This window comes from Hymenobacter sp. DG25B (genome assembly GCF_000801315.1).
GTDB lineage: Bacteria > Bacteroidota > Bacteroidia > Cytophagales > Hymenobacteraceae > Hymenobacter.
This window is the reverse complement of record NZ_CP010054.1, coordinates 1,227,173-1,248,194: the sequence shown is the minus strand read 5'-3', so window position 1 is coordinate 1,248,194 and position 21,022 is coordinate 1,227,173. Positions and strand designations below refer to the sequence as shown.

The following is a 21,022-nucleotide window of genomic DNA, read 5'->3' as shown; positions in this document are numbered from 1 at the left end:
CTAAATTTTAATGCCTTTACAATAATATCCGCATGATTTTTCAATACACCCCCTTCGTTTTAAAGTCATTTTATAAAATTCATATCTATTAATTCACCCCCCCCTTAAAATTCAACACCCCTCCAAAACAGATTAACTTTGTTTGGAAGGGGTGTTGAAGGATGTAAGCAGGGTAGGTTTGCCTTAACTGTACCGAAAGAAGCATTTATTGAATCCGGGTCAGGCGCAGATGGTCGAGCATGGCCTGATTCACCTCTCCGTTCATATTCTTATTAGCCGGCTCAAAGCTGAGCGTGAGCGTGGCGGTGCCTTTACTCAGGCGCACCGTGATGGGGTTGGTATAGCCCCAGTCCGACCACTCCTCCACCCCGCGCTGGGGCAGCACCACCGTTCCCAGCTGCTGCTTGCCCTGGCTTAGCGTGCGGATAGCGCATTTGTTGCTGGTATTGATGGGGCCATTGCCGTTGGCGTAGCGAAAATCCACGGCATACAGGCCATCGGCGGGCACGGGCACACGCAGCGTTAGGCGGCGGTTCTGGGTTTTGCTGATTTCCACGAAGCCCGGGCCGGTGGCACCTTTGTAAGCCTTGCCTGATTTATTGGCGGCAGTTTCTACCTCTACGGTGCTTCGGAACTTGTCCGGTTCCACGGCCAGCGGCTCACTGGCAAAGCTTTCGGCTTTCTGGGCATCTATAGCCACTACCTGGTACTCCGTGTAGGTTTGCGGGGCCGGCACCGGGAAAACGGGCTCGGTGGTGCGGCCGGCAAACTGTCCGTTGCGCAGGATCTGATACGCCGTGGCGCCTTCCACCCGCGCCCAGGCAAGGCGGCCGTTGGCGTAGCGCACGGCCGGCGTCATGGGGGACATGTGGTGCGCTACTTTATTCAGGGAAGAGGCGGCAAAAGCGGTGCTAGGGAGTTCAATTTTGATGTCGTGCGGACCGGTGAGCGTGGCCAGCACGGCGGCATCGGCTAAGGGCTGCCCATCCAGGGTAATGGTGCGGATACCCTGGCCAAAGCCCGTCATTTCAATGTTCAGCAAGGCCTGGCGGTATTTGAAACCGGTGAGTTTGCGGGTGCCCTGCAGTGCCTGCGGCACAAAGGGCTGGAATACGAGGCGGTCGGTTTGAAAATCCATACCAAACAAGCCCTTATACACCAGCGCCAGCGAGCCGGAAAGGCTCCAGAGCATGTTGCTGGAGTTGATTTGGGTGCCGGCAAAGTCGCCGTTGCTGGCCACGAAGTTTTCCTTGTTGGTGAGGAACAGCGCCGCGGGCCTGCTTACGGCCATCAGGCTCTCCATAAAGGCCATTTCGTTGCCGGTTTTGGCGGCGGCCAGGCCCCAGTAGCTCTGCACAAAGGGCCACACGGCATTGTTATGGTAAGGCGGAATTCCCGAAATCTGGGGGTAAATGCACGGAATACCGTAGTCCATAACGGGCGTGTGGGCCATTACCGTTTGGGCCCGGCTACCCTCCGTAGCCCCAAAAAGCACCGTCAGCGCCTCGCCCAGCGCTTCCGCCTTCGGCGAAACCAGGGCGAAATTGCGGCCGTAGCGGTACTGCGCGTAGTAGCCCTTGCCATCCAGCCACAGGTGCTGATTAATGCCTTTTTTAATGTTTTCGGCCAGCAGCCTGTGCATAGCAGCCACAAACTTGTGACCTAGCTTATCAGCCATCAGGGCCAGCACCTGGTTGGCCTGAAAATGCACGACATTCGTGCCCAGGTTTTCTGACTGATAAATATCGGCCGGCTGCATCCACTTTGGGTAAGTCTGCTCGCGCCAGTCCAGGAAGGAGGATTCGCCGCGTACCAGGCCGGTTTGCAGGTCGTAGGCATTCGGCACATCATCCTCAATCGATTTTTTAATGATGGGGTACGCCTTGCGCAGCCAGGCTTCGTCGCCGGTGGTTTTGTAGATTTCCCAGGCGGCGGTGGCCCAGATCATGCGGTCCGTGGAGCACGGATAAGCGCCGCCCGTGCCGGTATCCTGAATAATGCGGCCATCGGGCGTGACTTTGCGCAGCAGGCTGGTTTTGGCTACCTCGGGCTGCAGGGCGGCCTGGGCCAGGATGATACTGTAGCTGATATCCCGCGTCCAGACGCCGGCCCACTCCTGACCGGTACGGAAGGTGCCATCGGGCTCTACGGCGCGCTTGGCTTCTTCCAGGGCCAGGTTGTAGAGGGCATCCAGCAAAGGATAGTCGGAAGAATACTGAGGCATTCCGGACGTATCCAGCGTCTGCTTCCACTCGCCGGCGGTGGTTTTGGCGTCGGAGTGGGCATTCAGCACCACGGTGGTTTCATAGATGCCGTTGCCGTCGGGGTCTTTCAGCTCCAGCTGGGGCTTGTTGATGAGGTTATCGAAGTCCCAGCTCAGCGGGGCCGTGTTGCCGGCCACAAATACGTGCTTCAGGTCCTGCTTATAGAGTTTTTGGCCGTTGTAAAGCGGGTAGTAACCCTGCTTTTCAAACGCGGCCAGCACGGGGCGCAGATCCAGCCGGATTTTCAGCGGGGTATTGGGGGCGAGGTAGGTGTTGGCAGGCACCGGCGTGCGGTCCACGTACTGCTGCCCGAACACGATAAGCGGCGTTTCCAGGCCCGTGCCACCGGCCTGCGGCAGCGCCATAAACACGTGGTCCTGGCCGGGCTGCATTTCGTTGTCTTTGCCGTTTAGGCTGAACTTGAAGTTCACCTGCGGGCTCTGAAACTCGTTGGCCGGGCTTTGGTAGTTAGACGTCAATTCGGTGCGCGAGCGGGCGCGGGCAGTGTATCTACCCTGCACCAGGGAGTCGCGGTACACGGTATAAGCCGCCGACTGCCACACGGGCGGCACCGCCTGTCGGGTGGCAGAAGCTGAAACAGGCGGCATAGAAGGAGCTTTCGACATCTGACACGAACCCAGCAGGCCCAGAGCCAGCAGGAAACCGGTGGAATAAGAAGTTGGAGCGTGCATCCGGCAAAGTAACCAGTTTAGGCTTGTGTTGGTAGCGTCCTCCCTCCTGCTTTCCGGCGAAACAGTAACGGACTTTGGTACCGAAAATTACTGCCTGCCGGGCGGCTAGTCCTGAAATCGACCCATTACATTTTCCAGGTATTTCTGGGCCGAGCCGGTATTCAGCAGCACCACCTGCTCGTGCGGCTGCAGCCAGCCGGAAGCCAGCAGCTGGCGGGCGGCCATCCAAACGGCCGCGCCTTCTGGCGCTACAAACAGCCCCTCCTGCCGGGCCAGCTCGCGCATGCCTTCCAGCATCTGCTCATCGGTGATGCTAACGGCCGTGCCCCCCGACTCCCGCAGCACGCGCAGCATCAGCGCCTCACCCAACGGGCGGGGCACGGCCAGCCCGTTGGCAATGGTAGCCTGGCCCACATAGGCGTGGCAGTTTGCCTGGTGCCCGGCCAGCGTTTCAATCAGGGGGCAGCAGGTAGCGGCCTGCACGGCCACCATGCGCGGCAGCTTTACATCAGCCGCCAACCAGCCCAGCGCCCGCATTTCCTGAAATGCTTTCCAGATACCGATGAGTCCGGTGCCGCCGCCGGCAGGGTACAGCAGCACATCGGGCAACTGCCAGTTCAGCTGCTCGGCCAGCTCATAGCCCATGGTTTTCTTGCCTTCCAGGCGGTAGGGTTCCTTTAGCGTCGATACATCGAGCAGGGCATTATCGGCGTTCAGCTGACGAACCAAGGCGGCGCAGTCATTGATAAGGCCATCTACCAGGTGTACTTCGGCGCCGTACCAGTAGCACTCTTCCTTGAAGGCATTGGGCGTGTGGCGGGGCATCACTACCACGGCCCGCATACCTGCCCGGGCGCAATAGGCAGCCATAGCCACCCCGGCATTGCCGGCCGTGGGAATAATACAGCCAGTAACACCCAGTTCTTTGGCTTTGGAAATAGCCATACTCAGGCCCCGCGCCTTAAATGAGCCGGTTGGGTTCTGGCCTTCATCCTTCAGCAGCAGGCTACGCAGGCCATATTGGGCGCCCAGGCGTGGCAGGAGTAGCAGCGGCGTCCAGCCTTCGCCCAGTGTTACCCGGTGGGCAGCGTTCTGCAGGGGCAGCAGCTGCTGGTAACGCCACATGGAGTTTTCAGTGGGCTGAATACCATCGACCCGGGAAAGGGGCTCCTGCAGGCTGTATTCGGCCAACAGGGGCTGCTGACAGCACGGCGAAACGGACTGCAGCATATGGGGCGAGTAGGTCTGGTGGCAAGCTGCGCAATGCAGTTGCGCCAGACGAGTAGCGGTTTCGAGAAGAGTAAGCATAGGAGTACTGTTACGCAAAACTCCTCTTACCCTATTCCTAAAACAAATGGCTATTTAGACTGGCCTATTCCTGTTTGGAATAGTAGCGCTGTGCAAACTGCACGAAGCTTTTGTAGGGCACATTGTTTTCGGTGCCTTTGCGCTGCACAAAATCAAAGTGCCGCACCAGGTTCAGGTCCCGGACGGGTACCTCAATCAGTTCGCCCGAGGCCAGCTCTTTCATCACGGCCTGCCGGGGCAGAAAGGCCAGGCAGGTATCTACCCGCACAAAGTTTTTCAGGGCCTCGGTGCCGCCCAGCCGCACTTTCACTGGCAGGTCGGTGAGCTTGATGCGGTGCGTGGCCAGGGCTTCCTCCAGCACCGCCAGCGTGCCGGAGCCGGACTCGCGCAAAGCCACCGGAATGTGCAAAAGGTCCTGGGCTACCAGCTCTTCCCGGTGCAGCGGGTTGCGCGCGGAGCACACCGCCACTACCTCATCGGTGAGTAGAGGCGTGTACGTCACGTTGCTGACTTTATGAATTCCCTCGATAATGCCCAGGTCGATTTCATGTTCCAGCAGGGCTTTCAGGATGTTTTCGCTGTTGCGGTTTTTCAGGGTGAGCTGGGTGTTCGGAAACTTACTCAGATACGCCGACAGCACCGGCGGAATAATGTACAGGGAAATGGTGGTGCTGGCCCCGATAACCATGCGCATCTGCGGCGAGAAGTCTTCGCTGAGCGTGGTGAATTCCTGGTGCAGATCATGCTGCAGCTGTTTGGCCAAAAGCAGCTTTTGGTACAGCAGCTCGCCGGCTGGCGTGAGCACCACGCTATTGCCGAGGCGCTCAAACAGGCCCGTTTTGTAGTATTCTTCCAGCGCCTTCACCTGCTTGCTCACCGCCGACTGGCTGAGGAACAGGGCCTGCCCGGCTTTGGTAAAGCTCAGCAGCCGGGCCACTTCCAGAAATATTTCGTGTTGATGGGAAAGCATGGCAGCCGGAGCAGGAAGCTTGAGGCAAAAAGAATACAACACATTCCACCGCTACCAGCACCCGGGCAAAGCACAGCAGCGTGCGCATAGGGCTGAAAGGTAGAAAACTCCGGTTAAGCAAATGGCACTTATCTTTCCAGTCATAGTGCAGGTTTAAATATTGATAAGTCCGGTATGCTAGCGCCTTTTTCTACTCTTCTCGGTGCACTGCTGATAATTTGCCTGAGCTGGCTGGCCCCAATGGCGCCAAAGCCTCCGGCTTATTCCATTGGGGTGAAGGTAGCCGTAGGCTCGCGAAGCTTTAAGGTAAACCTGACGCGCTCCGCCTCCCGGATAAAGATTCTGTATGCCCGCTACGACAGCACCGCAAACGCCCTGAACCAAGATGCAGAATTGAAGGAGCTCATTGAGAATTTCCTCCATGACTCCACCCTTACCCAGCAGGAAAGAACGCAGAAATCAGCGCGTATAATTTCCTTATACGAGCACTATGCGCTTTATTCCTTGGACAGCCTAGTACTTACCCCAAAGCAGAACCGCGCTTTTTTTCAGCTTGCTGATTCCGTATACCAGAGCAGCACGGACTACTTAGTGAACAAAGAGAAAAACCGCATCGTGCTAGATGGACATAGCGTGTTTGTATGCATCAGCGGCAACGAGCAGCCCGAGCGGAGTTTTTATGTAAGCAATCCGACACGGGGCACTTTAATCTATCAGCTGCTCCATGAGTCGATGGAGCTGTACCGCCCCAAGCAGCCCAACCTGTTTCCCACGCGCCGGGCCACCCGGGGCTACTAACCAAGTATTTGCTTCCGCCGCCAAGCAAGCCTTTTGCCTTTGCATTTACGAAATGCCTACCCCAGGCCGGGCAAATTACTGGGTGCGGTTCAGGTTTACTTGCCGCTATTAATACTGGCTACTGCTATGCCAGGAAAAGCCGCATTTTATTTGATTTACTCCGGAATTGATTCTGTCGCTGGCCTGATGATTCCTACTTCCCAGAACTCGTTGGCATAATACACCTGCCGACGGCTTTTTTCCGTGTCCGGGAATTCGTTTTTGCGGGATAAATAGCCGTATTCCCGGTTCAGGTCCAGGTAGTCATCAGAAAACCTGTATTTACCAAACTGATGCACATTATACTCCCCGTTTTCAATCGTCATTTTCACCTCTTTCTGAAAAGCGGCCGGTGGATATTGCAGGTAGAACAAGGTGTATACGTAGGGCTGATGCATATCTTGCGTAATGCGCACCTGACTTACCGGAAGGCGGGCTACTGCGGCAAAAGCCTCCTGTAATCCGGCATTAAAATTTTCCCGAATGGCGCTACGGTTGTAATCAGAGAAATAATACCGGATAGCCAGACTACTCTCAACTACTATCCAAATTACTACCAGGCTGCTGATAGCTGCTCTTACCCAGGAGCTGCGCACACGCATAAGAACAAGACTAATCAGCCAGATACTGAGTGCAATACAGGGCAGAAAAAAGTGATTAAACCGGTTAACGTTCAGCTCAAACAGGAAAAGAAATGGCAGCGCAGAAATGGCCCACGCACCGAGCACACGCACCACTATATCTGCTGAGGTAAGGGTCCCTTTTTTGCGTACAGTCTGCACGGCGGCTATAAATAATGCCCCCACGCCTACTGGCCAGGTAAAAGTGAGCAGCAGCGGAAAGCCAGGCAATAAATTATAAACGGTATGATCGTTAAAACCAGACCGTAAAAACTGAAAATTAGTCCACAGAATATACTTCCGGTTTATACCGGCTACCTGCCCCAGCCGGTTACCAGGAAATAGCGGGGTAGAAAAGAATAAATCCTCCGCCCAGGCTACGTTATGGCCCAATAAATAATTCTCCAGGAAATAGATAAAAAAGGGGCTAGCTACTATCCCAAACAGCCCCAGCGCCCATAGCCAGCTCCAGGCATTACGGCGAATTCTGGGAAAGAACAGCAGCAGAACAAGCGCAAAAAAAAGGGGCAGCACTATTACAGTTGTGCCGTACGCATACAGCGCCAGCGCAAAGGGCAGCAGTGCGGGCACAATCCACCGCCTACGTCCCAGAATTAACGCCCGGGAAAGCACAGTGCAGCCCAACAGCATAAAAAACGGCAGCAGATTACTTTCCAGCCCCCAGCGCGACAACATAAAATGCCAGGGGACCACCGCCAGCAACAGTAAACCGGCATAAGCCGGGAACCGCCCCAGCGGCCGCAAACAATAAAAGAACAGGGGCAGTGTGAGGATACCAAACAGCAACTGCACCACCCGGGCCGTAGCAATAGAGAGGCCGAATACCTTGACCACCGGCACCGTTAAATAGGCGAGCAAAACGTTCTGCCCACTGCCCCAGGAAGGGAAATAAGCCGGCAAGGTATTTCCCCATTTATCCTGGCCGGTTTCGGCCAGGGAATAAGCCTCATAGGCACTACCGGCTTCGTCCTGATTTAGCCCGGCCGGAATATCCGGGAACTGTATCACCCGGATGCCAATACCCAGGCCCAGCAACAGAAGAAATAAAGCAGAATAGAGAAGATTACTTTGTCTCAAGCGGTAGCTGATAAAATTAATCAGGAACGATAAACTCTGGCAGGATTTGTCCCTGTAAATCCGGTAGCTATGCAGGCCCTTGCCGGGGCAGACCCGGATCAGTGGCCAAGTTAGTCAATGGCGGGGCTACGCCCGGCTTTTGCATTATATCCTTCTAAATCCATATCCATTCTCCAATTTTTCTACCTTTCCGCCACTATCCTCCCTATCCCCTATTCCATGTTGCGTCAGACTCTTTCTCGCCTGTCTCTGCTGGTGTTACTGGCCCTGTTCGGTGCCTGCTCCAAAACCGGCTCCAACGCTGGGTCTGATGCCAACGGCGAGGAAATTGACCCGTACCAGAACCTCGTTTTTCAGTTTGACGAGGACGTAGTGGGCAAGGAGCAGCAGGACCGCTGGGACACCATTCAGTACGTGCAGTTTGAGCCCGCCGTGCGCGGCAAATTCAAATGGAGCAGTGAGCGGGAGCTGATTTTCTCCCCGCTCACGCCTTTCCGCCCCAGCACTGCCTTCACCGCCAAACTGCAAACGGAAGCCCTGCCCACCGAAAAGCGCAATATCAGGCTGCCGGAGAACCGGGAGAAATTTCACACGCCCTATCTACAGCTGGACCCGCCGCAGGCCTTCTGGGGCCGCTCTGCCCGCGCCGCCGGCACCGCCGAAATGCGCGTGGAGTTGCCCTTCAACTACCCCGTGCGCCCCACGGATGTCAAGCCTCTGCTGCGCCTCACGCAGGACGGCCAACCCGTAGCGTTTGATGTACCCAACGCCGAGCCCGGCCAGAACGTCAGCGTGCATCTCACACAGCAGGTGCACGCTGGCAGCCCGCTCACGGTGGCGCTGGCCCCCGGCCTGCACGCTGTGGGCAGCGACCAGCCCACCGCCCGCGACTACTCCGCCGAAGTAACCGTGCCCGACCCGCAGGCCCTGGAGGTGCGCTCCATCACCGGCAACATGGAAACCGCCGAGGCCACCATTACCATTCTTACCAACCAGCCCGTCAGCCAGCAGGAGCTGCAGAGCAGCCTCACGGTAACGCCGCAGGCACCTTTTCAGATAGAGGAGCTGGAAAGCGGCGTGGCGCTGAAAGGTGGGTTTGAGGTGGGTAAAAGCTACCAGATAACGCTGCGCCACGGCCTTCGCGGGGCGCTGGGCGGGCAGCTGGCCGAAACCACCACCCAAACGGTGAGCTTCTCCGCTGAGCGGCCCAGCATTCAGTTTGCCGCCGCCGACAAAGCCATGTACCTCGATGCCCTGGGCACGCGCAACCTCGGCGTGCGCATCAACGAGGTGGCCAAAGTAAAGGTGACCATTGCCAAAGTCTACGCCAACAACATCCAGCAGCTGTTGCGCGGTGGCACCCAGTACGGCTATCCGGAGTACGACGAAACCGAATCCAACCAGCAGGAAGAAGGTGAATACGTTGACCGCTCCTTCCAGTATTACGACGTCGAAAACCTGGGCAACGTCCTCACCGAGCGCACTTATACGGTGAATGGCCTGCCCAAAGAGCAAGGCTTGCGGCTCTTGAATCTGAGTCTGAAAGACCTGGAATTTTCGGGCGGCATGAAAGGCCTGTACATTGTGAAAGTGCAGGATACTGAGCGGCAATGGCTGCAGGTCAGCAAGCTGGTGGCCGTATCGGATATCGGGCTGATTGTGAAGCAGGGCAAGGCTGGCAGCACGCTGGTTTTCGCCAACTCCATCCGCAATGCCCGGCCACTGGCCGGCGTTCAGGTGCGCTACGTGAGTACCAATAACCAGGTCATCGGCACGGGCATTACCAACCGGGAGGGCGTGGCCAAGTTCGATAGCACCGCTGCCAACAGCCGGTTCAGGCTGGGAATGATTGTAGCCCAAAAGGAGGCTGATTTCACGTTTCTGGACCTCACGCGCAGCCGCGTGGAAACCTCCCGCTTTGAGGTAGGCGGCCTGCAGAGCAACGCCGCCCGCTACCAGGCCTTCCTCTACGGCGACCGGGACCTGTATCGTCCCGGCGACACTATCCGCACCAACACCATCATCCGCACCGAAGGCTGGAAAAACCCGCCCGCCAAGCTCCCCGTCAAGATTCGGCTGCTGCTGCCCACCGGCAAGGAGTACGCCAGCCTGCGCAAGCAGCTCACCCCGGAAGGCACCTTCGAGGCCAGCTTCATTATGCCGCCCAGCGTGATGACGGGCATTTACACCCTGGAAGTACTGACCGGCAACGACGTGCTGCTCACCTCGCGCAAAATCAGCGTGGAGGAGTTTATCCCCGACCGCATGAAGGTGACAGTGAAAGCCGACCGCGCCGTAGCCAAGCCCGGCCAGACCGTTTCGGCCCTGATTACCGCCCAGAACCTCTTCGGCCCACCCGCCGCCGACCGCAAGTTTGAAGTAGAATTCTCGCTGAAGGAAAAGTCCTTCGCCCCCAAAAATTACCCCGACTACACCTTCGCCATCAACAGCGGCGAAAAGCAGCGCGGCAGCTACGGCGAGCAGGAATCCACCCCGATTTCCGCCCGCTTCGAGAAGACCATGCGCGAAGGCACCACTGATGCCAACGGCCGCGGCACCGCCACTTACGAAGTGCCTGATTACACCGACCTCGGCACGCTGGAAGGCGCGGCCTTTGCCACCGTGTTCGATGAAACCGGCCGGCCCGTCAACCGCCTCGCCACATTTGAGGTGCAGACGCAGCCGGTGATGTTTGGCGTGAAAAACCTGGACGAGCTGGTAGCCACGCGTACCCAGCTGCCGGTGCGGCTGGTAGCCCTTACACCGGCCGGCGCGCCTACCACGGCCCAGGCCCGCGTGCAGGTGGTGCGCCTGCTCTGGGAAACTGTAATTGAGCGCCAGGGCGGCCGCTACATCTACAACTCGCAGAAGCGTGAACAGGTGGTGCTCAGCCGCACTGTTATGGTACCCAGCGGTGGCGCTGATGCTGGTTTAAACTTTGCCCCCAACTACTCCGGCGAGTACGAAATCCGGGTTTCCCGGCCCGGTGCCAGCACCTACGTGGCCCGGCGCGTGTACGCCTATGGTTTCGGCGATACGCAGAGCAATTCCTTCGAAGTGAACAATGAAGGCGAGGTGACCATTGAAGCCGACAAAGCCAAATACCAACCCGGCGAAACGGCCCATCTGCTGCTGAAAACGCCCTTCCCCGGCCGCGTGCTGGTAACCGTGGAGCGAGACAGGGTGCTGGACCATTTCTACGTGAACACCGACGAGAAATCGGCCCGCGTGAGCATTCCTATTCGCGCCGGCCACGTGCCCAATGTGTACGTAACGGCCACTGCCATCCGCGAAATCAAGGACAACCGCCTGCCGCTTACCGTGGCCCGGGGCTTTGTGCCGCTGATGGTGGAAAAGCCCGAGGCCAGGCTGAAAGTCGCTATAAAAGCGCCCGCGCAAAGCCGTTCGCAAACCTGGCAAACCATTGAAGTCAGCACCGCGCCCAAAGCAAAAGTGACGCTGGCGGTGGTAGACGAAGGCATTCTGCAGATGAAGGACTACCGCACGCCCGACCCCTACGGCTACTTTTACCAGAAGCGCGCCCTGGAAGTGCAGGCTTACGATGTATACACCTTCCTGCTGCCCGAGTTGGGCACCAGCAGCACCGGCGGCGACGTAGGTGACCTGGCCCGCCGCACCACGCCCGTGCCCAACCGCCGCGTGAAGCTGGTGGCCAAATGGAGCGGCGTACTCACCGCCGATGCCAGCGGCAAAGTGCGCTACAAAGTGCGCGTGCCACAGTTCAGCGGTGCCCTCCGCGTCATGGCCGTGGCCTATAAAGACGATGCCTTCGGCTCCGCCGAGCACACCATGCGCGTGGCCGACCCGGTGGTTATCAGCACCGCCCTCCCCCGCTTCCTCAGCCCCGGCGATACGATTGATGTGCCCGTCACGCTGACGAATACGACAGAAAAAGAAATGAATGTCATTGCTACACTCAAATACAATTCGCTGCTTAGAATTCAGGAATTAAAGAATACATATGTGGCTGATAAAAGAAGTGGAGAAGTTATCAAATGGACTCCTATTCCAAATAACATACCTCAAACGCTAAAGCCTAATTCTGAAGGTCGAGTAGTATTTCATATTGTGGCAAATGGCATAGGGGCAGGTTCGGTCACAGTTTCTGTGAAGCCCACTGATTCAAAAGAAACCTTCACCGAAACCATAGAAATTCCCGTCCGCCCTGCCTCACCGCTGCAGAAACGCACCGGCGCGGGTGTGGTAGCAGGTGGTGCTAGTCAGCAGTTGAACCTGAAAACTGATTTCCTTCCCTCTTCCTTGCGGAGCCAGCTGGTGGTGAGCCGTTCCCCGATGACGGAGTTTGCCCGGGATTTGCGCTACCTGCTGCAATACCCCTACGGTTGCCTGGAGCAAACCGTATCGGCGGCCTTCCCGCAGCTGTATTACGGTGATTTGGCAGCCACGCTGGGTCAGAAAACCGGTATTTCGAAGGCGGTTATGTTTAACCCTAACTATCATGTGCAGGAAGCCATCCGTAAGGTAGAAGCCCAGCAGATGTACAATGGCAGCCTCAGCTACTGGCCCGGCGGCGACTTCGACAACTGGTGGTCCACGGCCTACGTCGCTCACTTCCTGCTGGAGGCCAGGCAAGCCGGCTTTGCTGTGAATGAGCCGGTGCTGGACCGGGTGCTGCGCTACCTGCAGGCCCGCGTGCGCAAGCGGGAAATGGAGACCTACAACGTCATCCTCACCAGCGGCCAGATTCAGCCCCTGGCGCAGGCCAAGCGCGAAACGGCCTACTCGCTCTACGTGCTGGCCCTGGCCGGCCGACCCGATGCCACCGGCCTGAACTACTACAAAGCCAACCGCCAGTTGCTCACTTCCGATGCGCGCTACCTGCTGGCCGCCGCGTTTGCCCTCAGCGGCAACCAGCGCGGCTACCAAAGCACGGTGCCCAGCCGCTACAACGCCGCCCCCACCGCTGCCTCCCGCGAGCTGGGCAACTCCTTCTCCTCCCCCATCCGCGACCAGGCCCTGGTGCTCAACGCCCTGCTGGCCGCCGACCCCGGCAACCCGCAAATCCCCGGCATGGCCCGCGAGTTGAGCCGCCAGGTAAAACGGGCCAGCTGGCTCAACACCCAGGAACGCGCCTTCTCCCTGCTGGCCCTGGGCAAGCTGGCCAGGAAAAACGCCGGCAGCACCGTAACCGCCAGCCTGCTGGCCGACGGCAAAGCCATTGGCAATTTCTCCGGCAAAGACCTAACCGTAACCAACGTAGCCAACCGGCAGCTGGCCCTCCGCACCCAGGGCCAGGGCAGCCTGTATTACTTCTGGGAAACCGAAGGCATCAGCCCCGGCGGGCAGGTGCTCGAAGAAGATGCTTACCTGCAGGTACGCCGCACCTTCCTAACCCGCACCGGTCAGCCCGTAGGTGCGCCCGCCTTCCGCCAGAACGATTTGGTGGTGGTCAAAATCACGCTGCAGGCCCCCGGCGCGGCCGGCGAAATCAAGAACGTAGCCATCACCGACCTGCTGCCCGCGGGCCTGGAAATCGAAAACCCACGCATCGGCGCCGTGCGCGAGCTGGCGTGGGCCACCGATGCCGCCCAACCCGACTACCTAGACGTGCGCGACGACCGGATTAACCTGTTCACTACCGCTACCGCCCAGCCCAAATCGTTCTACTACCTCTGCCGCGCTGTATCCAAAGGCACCTTCAAGCTGGGCCCCGTGAGTGCCGATGCCATGTACAACGCCGAGTACCACAGCTACAGCGGTGCGGGCGTGGTTCGGGTGCGGTAGCGCCTGTTTTGTACTGTATTTCCGACTTTATGCATTGGATAAACACCTTTGTCTATTCCGGCACGCTGCTTCTGCTTTGCTTGATAAGCCTGGCTGCTTTTTTAATCATTCGCCGCTTATTTCAGCGCTACTGGCCCCAACAAAAGCATCCTAACCGTCTGGCTGTTCTCACCACTTTTTTGGCGGTGCCTTTACTCTGCGCGGTGGGTTTATACTTAGTCCTTCGCACCTACTTGTATTATCCGCAACGGGACTTCACCACCAGCGCCTGGATGAGCAATACTATAAAGCGCTATGAGATGGTGAAGGACTTGCAGACCAGACACCCGCTCATTGGCTTTACGCAGCCACAAGTCGCCGCCTTACTTGGCCAGCCTGATTACAAGGATGAAACCCATTGGGTATATTTTCTGGGCCTGACGCCAAAACTTGGTTCTATTGACGGTGATGTTCTGGCCCTGGAGTTTCAGAATGGAACAGTAGTGCGCTACCGGGTGCGCCAGGAATAAGAGTGTGCCTGCCGATTGTCATGTCGAGCATGTGGTGCATCAAGCCAGAATCAAGACATCTCGCGTGGGGTCGTTGCAATAGCATACCACCCTATCTGTCATCCTGAGCCCAGCGAAGGACCTTATCACAACTGAACGATAATCGTAACACCGACTCGTTCTAACGGGAGAAGGTCCTTCGCTGGGCTCAGGATGACAGAAAGACCTTATTCTACCAGCTTACTGCCCTGTCTAAACCGCGCCACCTTTGCCTGAATTTCTTCCAGCCCAAGGTTATGCACGCTGCCTAGGTGCGTGGTGTGAAACTCACGGTGCGGCACGTAGCTGCCATCTTCTACTGCTTTCCCAACCTGCACATACGCGGTGCGGAAGGGAGTGCCGGTTTGAATAAGCTGGTTGATGTTTTCGACAGAAAACACCGCGTCGTATTTCGGTTGATTCAGCAGATTGGGCTTGATTTTGAGTTGAGGCAGGGCGAACAGCACGATGTCCAGAATATCCAGAAACTGCGTCATTGGCTCGAAGAGGATTTCCTTCAGAATCTGGAAGTCCCGGTGGTAGCCGCTGGGCAGATTGCTGGTGGCCAGCATGAGCGTATTGGGCAGCGCCTGCAGGGCATTGCAGCGGGCCCGAATCAGCTCAAATACATCAGGGTTTTTCTTGTGAGGCATGATGCTGGAGCCGGTGGTAAACTCCTTGGGCAGTTCCACGAAGGCCAGGTCCTGGGAGTTGTACAGCACCAGGTCGTAGGCCATTTTGGCGAGGGTGGCGGCCATGCCGGCCACGGCAAATGCCACGGTTTTTTCCGTTTTGCCGCGCAGCATTTGCGCGCCCACGCTGCTTACGGCCAGGTTACCGAAGCCCAGCTCCTGGGTGGTCTGCAGCCGGTCAATTGGGAAGGAGCTGCCAAAGCCGGCGCCGGAGCCTAGCGGGTTCTGGTCGGCTACGGTGTGGGCGGCTTCGAACAGGGCCAGATCCAGCAGCAGGTGCTCAGCGTAGGCCGAAAACCACAGGCCAAAGGAGCTGGGCATGGCGGCCTGAAAGTGCGTGTAGCCGGGCATCAGGTCGGTGCGGTGCTGCTCGGCTTTGTGGAGGAGCACGTCTACCAGCTCCAGCGCGCGGGCGGCGGCGCGCTCAGTGTAGTCTTTCAGGAACAGCTGAATGGCCGTCAGCACCTGGTCGTTGCGGGAACGGGCGGTGTGGATTTTCTTACCCGCGTCGCCGTAATGCTCCGTCAGGTACGACTCAATTTTGGAATGGACATCTTCGAAGCTCTCGTCGATGGTGAACGTGCCATTTTCCAGCTGCGCGGCCAGCTCCGTAAGGCCTTGCTGCAGCTGCTGATTTTCGGCTTCGGAAAGCAAACCGGCTTTGGCCAGCATATTCGCCTGGGCTTTGGAGGCCTGCACGTCGAAGCGCGCGAGGTACATATCCAGCTCCCGGTCGCGGCCCACGGTGAACTGCTCTATTTTCTTATCAACGGCAATGCCTTTGTCCCAGATTTTCATGCTTGGTGTGATGCTAAATACTAAAAGCTAGTTCCCCGCCTCAGCTGAGGAGGGGCTAGGGGTGGTTGAAATCGTCTGAGCAATGCTAGAGCTAGTTTCCGGAGGTGTTCAACACTATGGTCAACCACCCCTAGCCCCTCCTCAGCTGAGGCGGGGAACTAGTCTTTATTTTCTAGCTCCAGCCCCGTTAGCAGGTCTACGTAGCCTTGGATTCCCTGGCGGATTTCGCTGAGCAGAATGTACTCATCCGGCGTGTGCGAGCGGGCGGAGTCGCCGGGGCCGATTTTGACGGTGGTAAACGGCATCATCGACTGATCCGACAGCGTAACGGAGCCAAACGTGCGGCGGCCCAGGTCCAGGCCGCGCTGCACCAGCGGGTGCTCCGGCGCAATACGCGAGGAATTCAGGTGCATGGAGCGCGGCGTAACTTCTGAGCTGATGTATTGGCGTACCAGCTCCACCACTTCCGGGTTGGAATACAGCTCGTTGGTGCGCACGTCTACTACAAACGTGCAGCGGTCGGGCACCACGTTGTGCTGGGAGCCGGCCTGAATTTGCGTAACGGTCATTTTCACCGGGCCCAGCAGCTCCGATACCTTTGGGAAACGAAAATCCTTCAGCCACTGAATATCAGCCACAGCTTTGTACAGGGCATTTTCACCTTCCTCGCGGGCGGCGTGGCCAGTGCGGCCGTGCGCCACGCAGTCCAGCACCACCAGGCCTTTTTCGGCAATGGCGAGGTCCATTTGGGTAGGCTCGCCTACAATTCCCAGGGCAATTTCCCCCAGCTCTGGCAGCACGCTGCGGATGCCCCCGGCTCCGGAAATTTCTTCCTCGGCGGTAATGGCGCAAATCAGGTTGTAGGGCAGGTTTTCCTGCGCATAGAAATGCAGGAAGGTCGCCAGCAAGCTCACCGCTGAGGCGCCGGCATCGTTGCTACCGAGGCCCGTAAGCCGGTCTTCTTCCACCACGGCGCCGAACGGGTCGTAGGTCCAGGTGGCACCGGGCTTCACCGTATCATGGTGGGAGTTGAGCAGGATGGTTGGCTTGGTGGTGTCGAAATGGCGGTTGCGGGCCCACACGTTGTGGCCTTTGCGCTGGGGCTGAGCACCGTGGCGCGTCAGGAATTCGAAAATTAAATCGGCCGTTTGGGTTTCTTCCCGGGAGAAGGAAGGTGTCTGAATCAGCGCAATCAGCAGCTGAATAGCTTCTTCGGCCAACGTTGCGCTTACTGCTGGCATAGAATGGTCTTTATAGGCTCGTTGATCTTCAGCGCATTTTCAATGACCACGCGCTCCACGCCAGCTTCCAGCGCGGCAAAGGCGTTATCGAGCTTGGGCACCATGCCGGCCGCAATAATGCCTTCGGCTTTCAGCTGCTGATACTGCTCCGCTGTGATGCGCGGAATGACGGATTGCTCATCGTTGATATCGGCCAGCACGCCGTCTTTCTCGAAGCAGAAGTGCAGCTCTACTTCGTACAAATCGGCTAGGGCGCGGGCCAGAGTGCTGGCAATGGTATCGGCGTTGGTGTTCAGCAATTGGCCCTGCCCGTCGTGGGTAATGGCGCAGAACACGGGCATGAGGCCGGCGCGCAGCAACTGATTTACCAGCACGGTGTTGATGCTGTCCAGGGGCAAATCCCCCACAAATCCGTAATCGATTTCCTTGACCGGGCGCCTGGTGGCCCGGATGGCGTTGCCATCGGCCCCGGACAAGCCCAGCGCATCTACCCCAAAACTTTGGAGCAGGGCCACTACCTGCTTGTTGGTTTTGCCGGCATAGAACATGGTAACGATATCCAGCGTGGCGGCATCGGTAATGCGGCGGCCCTGCACCATCTTCGGCGCAATGCCCAGATCGGTGAGCATCTGGCTGGCTCCTTTGCCGCCGCCGTGCACCAGAATCTTTTGTTCGGGCACCTGCGCCAGCTCGGCCAGGAAAAGGCGCAGCTGTTGCTCATCATCGATGATACCGCCACCAATCTTGAATATTTTCAGGATGTTACTCATTATTGAGGGGAAAGAAAAAGGGCACACACGGCACCAAAACGCCCAAATTTCTATTTAAAACGAGAACCGACGTCAGTATAATATTTTACTGGCCGCGCATTTTTTTTGGATTGATCCAGCAAAGTTTCCGAAAAAAAACGTCTAGTTTTGCAACGATTTCAGGGTCTAACGCATTTTAGACCGCAGAAACCCATCCACCGCGCTGCGGTACTGGTACTTGTCATGATTCGTCTCTCTTTTATTGCACTTACGCGTCGTACCACCTTACTGGTGCGAATAATGCCAGCTTAACCGCTGGCTTGCAATACCTCGTCTGCGTTCCACTGCGAACTGCCAACCGACGAAGCCCGCGCACGTAAAGCGGGGCTAACCAAAGAGAAATCCACGACAACTGACTGACACGAGTGTAGGCCTAAGAGTATGTTTCCACTGCGGGTGAAAGTATGTCCCCGCCTGGCGCGACGCTAACGCGCGTCTCCGCTCTGCCATCCTCCTTTTTTCTGGCACATTCCCCGGAATACTGCTTCTCCCGAGAAGCGGTTGCGGCAACTCCGTCTGCGGGCGGTTTGCCCCGTGCATCTGCTACTTCCCCTCCCCGACTTTCTGCCGTTTCCTGTCCGGATAGGCCCCATCGTCACTTTTCCCATGATTCTACGAGTTGCGAATGCTGCCGACGCGCAGTATGTGGAAACGCTTTGTCAATGGTACGAGCAGTCGGCCAAGCAACGGGGCGTGGGCATCGCCAAGCGCGACCCCAACTATCTGATTAAGAAGATGGAACGCGGCGACGCCATCATTGCCTTTCTGGACGACCAGCTGGCCGGCTTCTGCTATATCGAGACCTTTGAGGACAACAAATTTGTCGTCAACTCGGGTCTGATTGTGAACACCGATCTGCGGAAGGAAGGCCTGGGCCGCGCCATCAAGCACCGCGTGTTTGAGCTTTCGCGCACCAAGTACCCGCAGGCCAAGATCTTCGGTATCACTACCAGCGGGCCTGTGATGAAAATCAACAGCGAGCTGGGCTACCGCCCCGTTACGTTCCAGGACCTGACCCAGAGCGACGACTTCTGGAAAGGCTGCGCCAGCTGCAAAAACTACCAGATTCTGCAGGACAACAACCGCAAAATGTGCCTGTGCACGGGCATGGTCTACGATAACCTCAACGACCAGTACGCCCAGCAGCCCCAGGAAACCATCAACTTCATCGAAGAACCTCAACAGCACTAATGAAAAAGGTAGTTCTCGCCTACAGCGGCGGTTTGGATACGTCTTTCTGCGCTGTGTACCTCACCCGCGAGCTGGGTCTGGAGGTGCACACGGTTATCGTCAACTCCGGCGGCTTTTCCGAGGAAGAGCTGGCCGCCATCGAGAAGCGGGCCTACGAGCTGGGCTCCTCCAAGCACGAGGTGATTGACGTGACCCAGCGTTTCTACCACGACTGCCTGCGCTACCTCATTTTCGGCAATGTGCTGAAAAACGACACCTATCCGCTGAGTGTCAGCGCGGAGCGCATGTTCCAGTCGCTGGCCCTGGCCGAGTACGCCCGGGAGCACCAGGCCGACTACATTGCCCACGGCAGCACCGGCGCCGGCAACGACCAAGTGCGTTTCGACGTGGCTTTCTCCGTGATTTCCCCCAACACGGAAATCATTACCCCTATACGCGACCTGAAACTCTCGCGCCAGGCGGAAATTGACTTCCTGAACCAACACGGCTTCGAGATGAGCTGGGAAAAGGCCAAATACTCCATCAACAAGGGTATCTGGGGCACCAGCGTGGGTGGCGTAGAAACACTTACCTCCAACCAGGCCCTGCCCGAATCTGCCTACCCCACCCAGATCAGCGAAACCGAGCCTGCCAGCATTGAAATCACCTTTGAAAAAGGCGAGCCGGTGGCCCTGAACGGTGAATTGATGGACCCGGTAGCGCTGATTCAGGCGCTGAATGAGCTGGCCGGCACCTACGCCATTGGCCGCGACACGCACGTGGGCGACACCATTCTGGGCATCAAAGGCCGCGTCGGCTTCGAAGCTCCGGCCCCGCTGATTCTGCTGAAAGCCCACCACCTGCTGGAAAAGCACACCTCCTCGCGCTGGCAGCTGCTGCACAAGGACTATGTGGCCAACTGGTACGGCACGCTGCTGCACGAGGCCCAGTACCTCGACCCGGTAATGCGCGACTTCGAGGCCTTCCTCACTTCGTCGCAGGAGCGGGTATCGGGTAAGGTGTTCGTGACCCTGAAACCGTATCAGTTCGAGCTGCAGGGCATCGAGTCGAAGTACGACATGATGCGCTCCAAAGTGGCTACCTACGGCGAAGAAAACGACGCCTGGGACGGCCGCGACGCCAAAGGCTTCATCAAAATCTTCAGCAATCAGCTGCGGATTCACTCCTCTTTCAACGATGAAAATTAAGGTTGGCATCGTGGGCGGCGCCGGCTATACCGCCGGGGAGCTGATCCGTATTCTGCTGCACCACGAATTTGTGGAGCTGGGCGGTATCGTGAGTTCATCTAATGCCGGTAACCCCGTGTATCAGGTGCACGATGATCTGGTGGGCGAAACCGACCTAGTATTTGCCTCGGAGCTGGTGGGTGATGAGGACGTGGTATTTCTATGCCTGGGCCACGGTAACTCCAAAGCGTGGCTGGAAAAGCACGAGCTGCCGGAAACTACCCACATCATCGACCTGAGCAACGACTTCCGCCTGGAAGCCGACGCCGAGTTTGCGGGCCGCGAGTTTGTGTACGGGCTGCCGGAGCTGAATAAAAGCCGCATACAGCAGGCCCAGAGCATTGCCAACCCCGGCTGCTTTGCTACGGCCATTCAGCTGGCCTTGCTGCCGCTGGCGCAGGCCGGTAAGCTGACGGATGATGTGCATGTGTCGGCTATTACGGGCTCCACGGGTGCGGGGCAGAGCTTGTCGGAGACGGTGCACTTCTCGTGGCGCACGAATAATGTGTCCATCTACAAGCCCTTCACCCACCAGCACCTCAGCGAAATTGGGGAGAGCCTGGCGCAGCTGCAGACGCCGCTGGACCTGGACATCCACTTCATTCCCTACCGCGGCAACTTCTCACGCGGCATTTTCGCCAGCGTTTATACACCGTCGGACCTGACGCAGGAAGAGGCGCGGGCGCTGTACCAGAAGTTCTACGCCGATGCACCGTTCACCACGGTTTCGGACAAGGAAATTCATTTGAAGCAGGTGGTCAACACCAACAAGTGCCTGCTGCACGTGCAGAAATTCGGCAAGCAGCTGCTTATCACCTCGGTTATTGACAATCTGGTGAAAGGCGCTTCCGGCCAGGCAATCCAGAATATGAACCTGCTCTTCGGCCTGCCCGAAACGACGGGCTTGAATTTGAAAGCAGGACTGTTCTAACCCACTATACGTCATTCCGAGCGCAGCCGAGGAATCTCGCGTGCTGACGTCC

The 21,022-nt window shown here is 57.6% G+C and carries 13 protein-coding genes; 6 read left to right on the top strand and 7 right to left on the bottom strand.

Features of this window, described 5'->3' with window-relative positions; translation table 11 throughout:
- Positions 1 to 205 precede the first annotated feature (205 nt).
- The 3 genes from PK28_RS05355 to PK28_RS05345 all read right to left on the bottom strand — a co-directional run bounded on the left by PK28_RS05355 (position 206) and on the right by PK28_RS05345 (position 5,234).
- Positions 206 to 2,956: an alpha-L-rhamnosidase-related protein gene (locus PK28_RS05355; protein ID WP_231576223.1), complete on the bottom strand. Its 2,751-nt coding sequence runs from the start codon at positions 2,954 to 2,956 to the stop codon at positions 206 to 208.
- A gap of 105 nt (positions 2,957 to 3,061) precedes the next feature.
- Positions 3,062 to 4,264, bottom strand: coding sequence for a threonine synthase (locus tag PK28_RS05350; protein WP_044512175.1), 1,203 nt, complete (start codon positions 4,262 to 4,264; stop codon positions 3,062 to 3,064).
- 64 nt (positions 4,265 to 4,328) lie between these two features.
- Complete coding sequence (locus PK28_RS05345) at positions 4,329 to 5,234, bottom strand: LysR family transcriptional regulator (protein ID WP_044512172.1); 906 nt, start codon at positions 5,232 to 5,234, stop codon at positions 4,329 to 4,331.
- Positions 5,235 to 5,474: 240 nt separating this feature from the next.
- Here PK28_RS05345 and PK28_RS05340 point away from each other — a divergent pair, with 240 nt between their 5' ends.
- Positions 5,475 to 6,032 (top strand): hypothetical protein, encoded by a 558-nt coding sequence (locus PK28_RS05340; RefSeq protein ID WP_044512169.1) that lies wholly within the window; start codon positions 5,475 to 5,477, stop codon positions 6,030 to 6,032.
- A 155-nt stretch (positions 6,033 to 6,187) separates the two neighbouring features.
- Here the strand turns inward: PK28_RS05340 and PK28_RS05335 are convergent, their stop codons facing one another.
- Entirely contained in the window at positions 6,188 to 7,747 is a 1,560-nt protein-coding gene (locus PK28_RS05335; RefSeq protein ID WP_044512167.1) for an ArnT family glycosyltransferase, read from the bottom strand.
- Between the two features lie 261 nt (positions 7,748 to 8,008).
- On the opposite strand from PK28_RS05335, the gene PK28_RS05330 reads away from it, so the two are divergent.
- Positions 8,009 to 13,555, top strand: a complete 5,547-nt coding sequence (locus PK28_RS05330) for an alpha-2-macroglobulin family protein (protein WP_197070480.1) — start codon at positions 8,009 to 8,011, stop codon at positions 13,553 to 13,555.
- Between the two features lie 233 nt (positions 13,556 to 13,788).
- Entirely contained in the window at positions 13,789 to 14,064 is a 276-nt protein-coding gene (gene bamE / locus PK28_RS20340; RefSeq protein ID WP_156126250.1) for an outer membrane protein assembly factor BamE domain-containing protein, read from the top strand.
- A 206-nt stretch (positions 14,065 to 14,270) separates the two neighbouring features.
- Here bamE and argH read toward each other — a convergent pair whose 3' ends face one another.
- From argH to argB, 3 genes are all read right to left on the bottom strand, one after another.
- Positions 14,271 to 15,572 (bottom strand): argininosuccinate lyase, encoded by a 1,302-nt coding sequence (argH, locus tag PK28_RS05320; protein ID WP_044512162.1) that lies wholly within the window; start codon positions 15,570 to 15,572, stop codon positions 14,271 to 14,273.
- Positions 15,573 to 15,730: 158 nt separating this feature from the next.
- Positions 15,731 to 16,813: a M20 family metallo-hydrolase gene (locus PK28_RS05315; RefSeq protein WP_044512160.1), complete on the bottom strand. Its 1,083-nt coding sequence runs from the start codon at positions 16,811 to 16,813 to the stop codon at positions 15,731 to 15,733.
- Positions 16,801 to 17,583: an acetylglutamate kinase gene (gene argB / locus PK28_RS05310; protein WP_044512159.1), complete on the bottom strand. Its 783-nt coding sequence runs from the start codon at positions 17,581 to 17,583 to the stop codon at positions 16,801 to 16,803. The genes PK28_RS05315 and argB overlap by 13 nt, the downstream gene beginning before the upstream one ends.
- Positions 17,584 to 18,228: 645 nt before the next feature.
- Here argB and PK28_RS20085 point away from each other — a divergent pair.
- From PK28_RS20085 to argC, 3 genes are read left to right on the top strand one after another with little or no spacing between them, the layout of a single operon-like run.
- Entirely contained in the window at positions 18,229 to 18,813 is a 585-nt protein-coding gene (locus PK28_RS20085) for a GNAT family N-acetyltransferase (protein ID WP_044512156.1), read from the top strand.
- A complete protein-coding gene (gene argG, locus PK28_RS05300; RefSeq protein ID WP_044512153.1) occupies positions 18,813 to 20,000 on the top strand; it encodes an argininosuccinate synthase in 1,188 nt (395 codons plus the stop codon). The genes PK28_RS20085 and argG overlap by 1 nt, the downstream gene beginning before the upstream one ends.
- Entirely contained in the window at positions 19,990 to 20,970 is a 981-nt protein-coding gene (gene argC / locus PK28_RS05295; protein ID WP_044512151.1) for an N-acetyl-gamma-glutamyl-phosphate reductase, read from the top strand. Before argG ends, argC begins: the two co-directional genes overlap by 11 nt.
- The last annotated feature ends 52 nt before the right edge of the window (positions 20,971 to 21,022 follow it).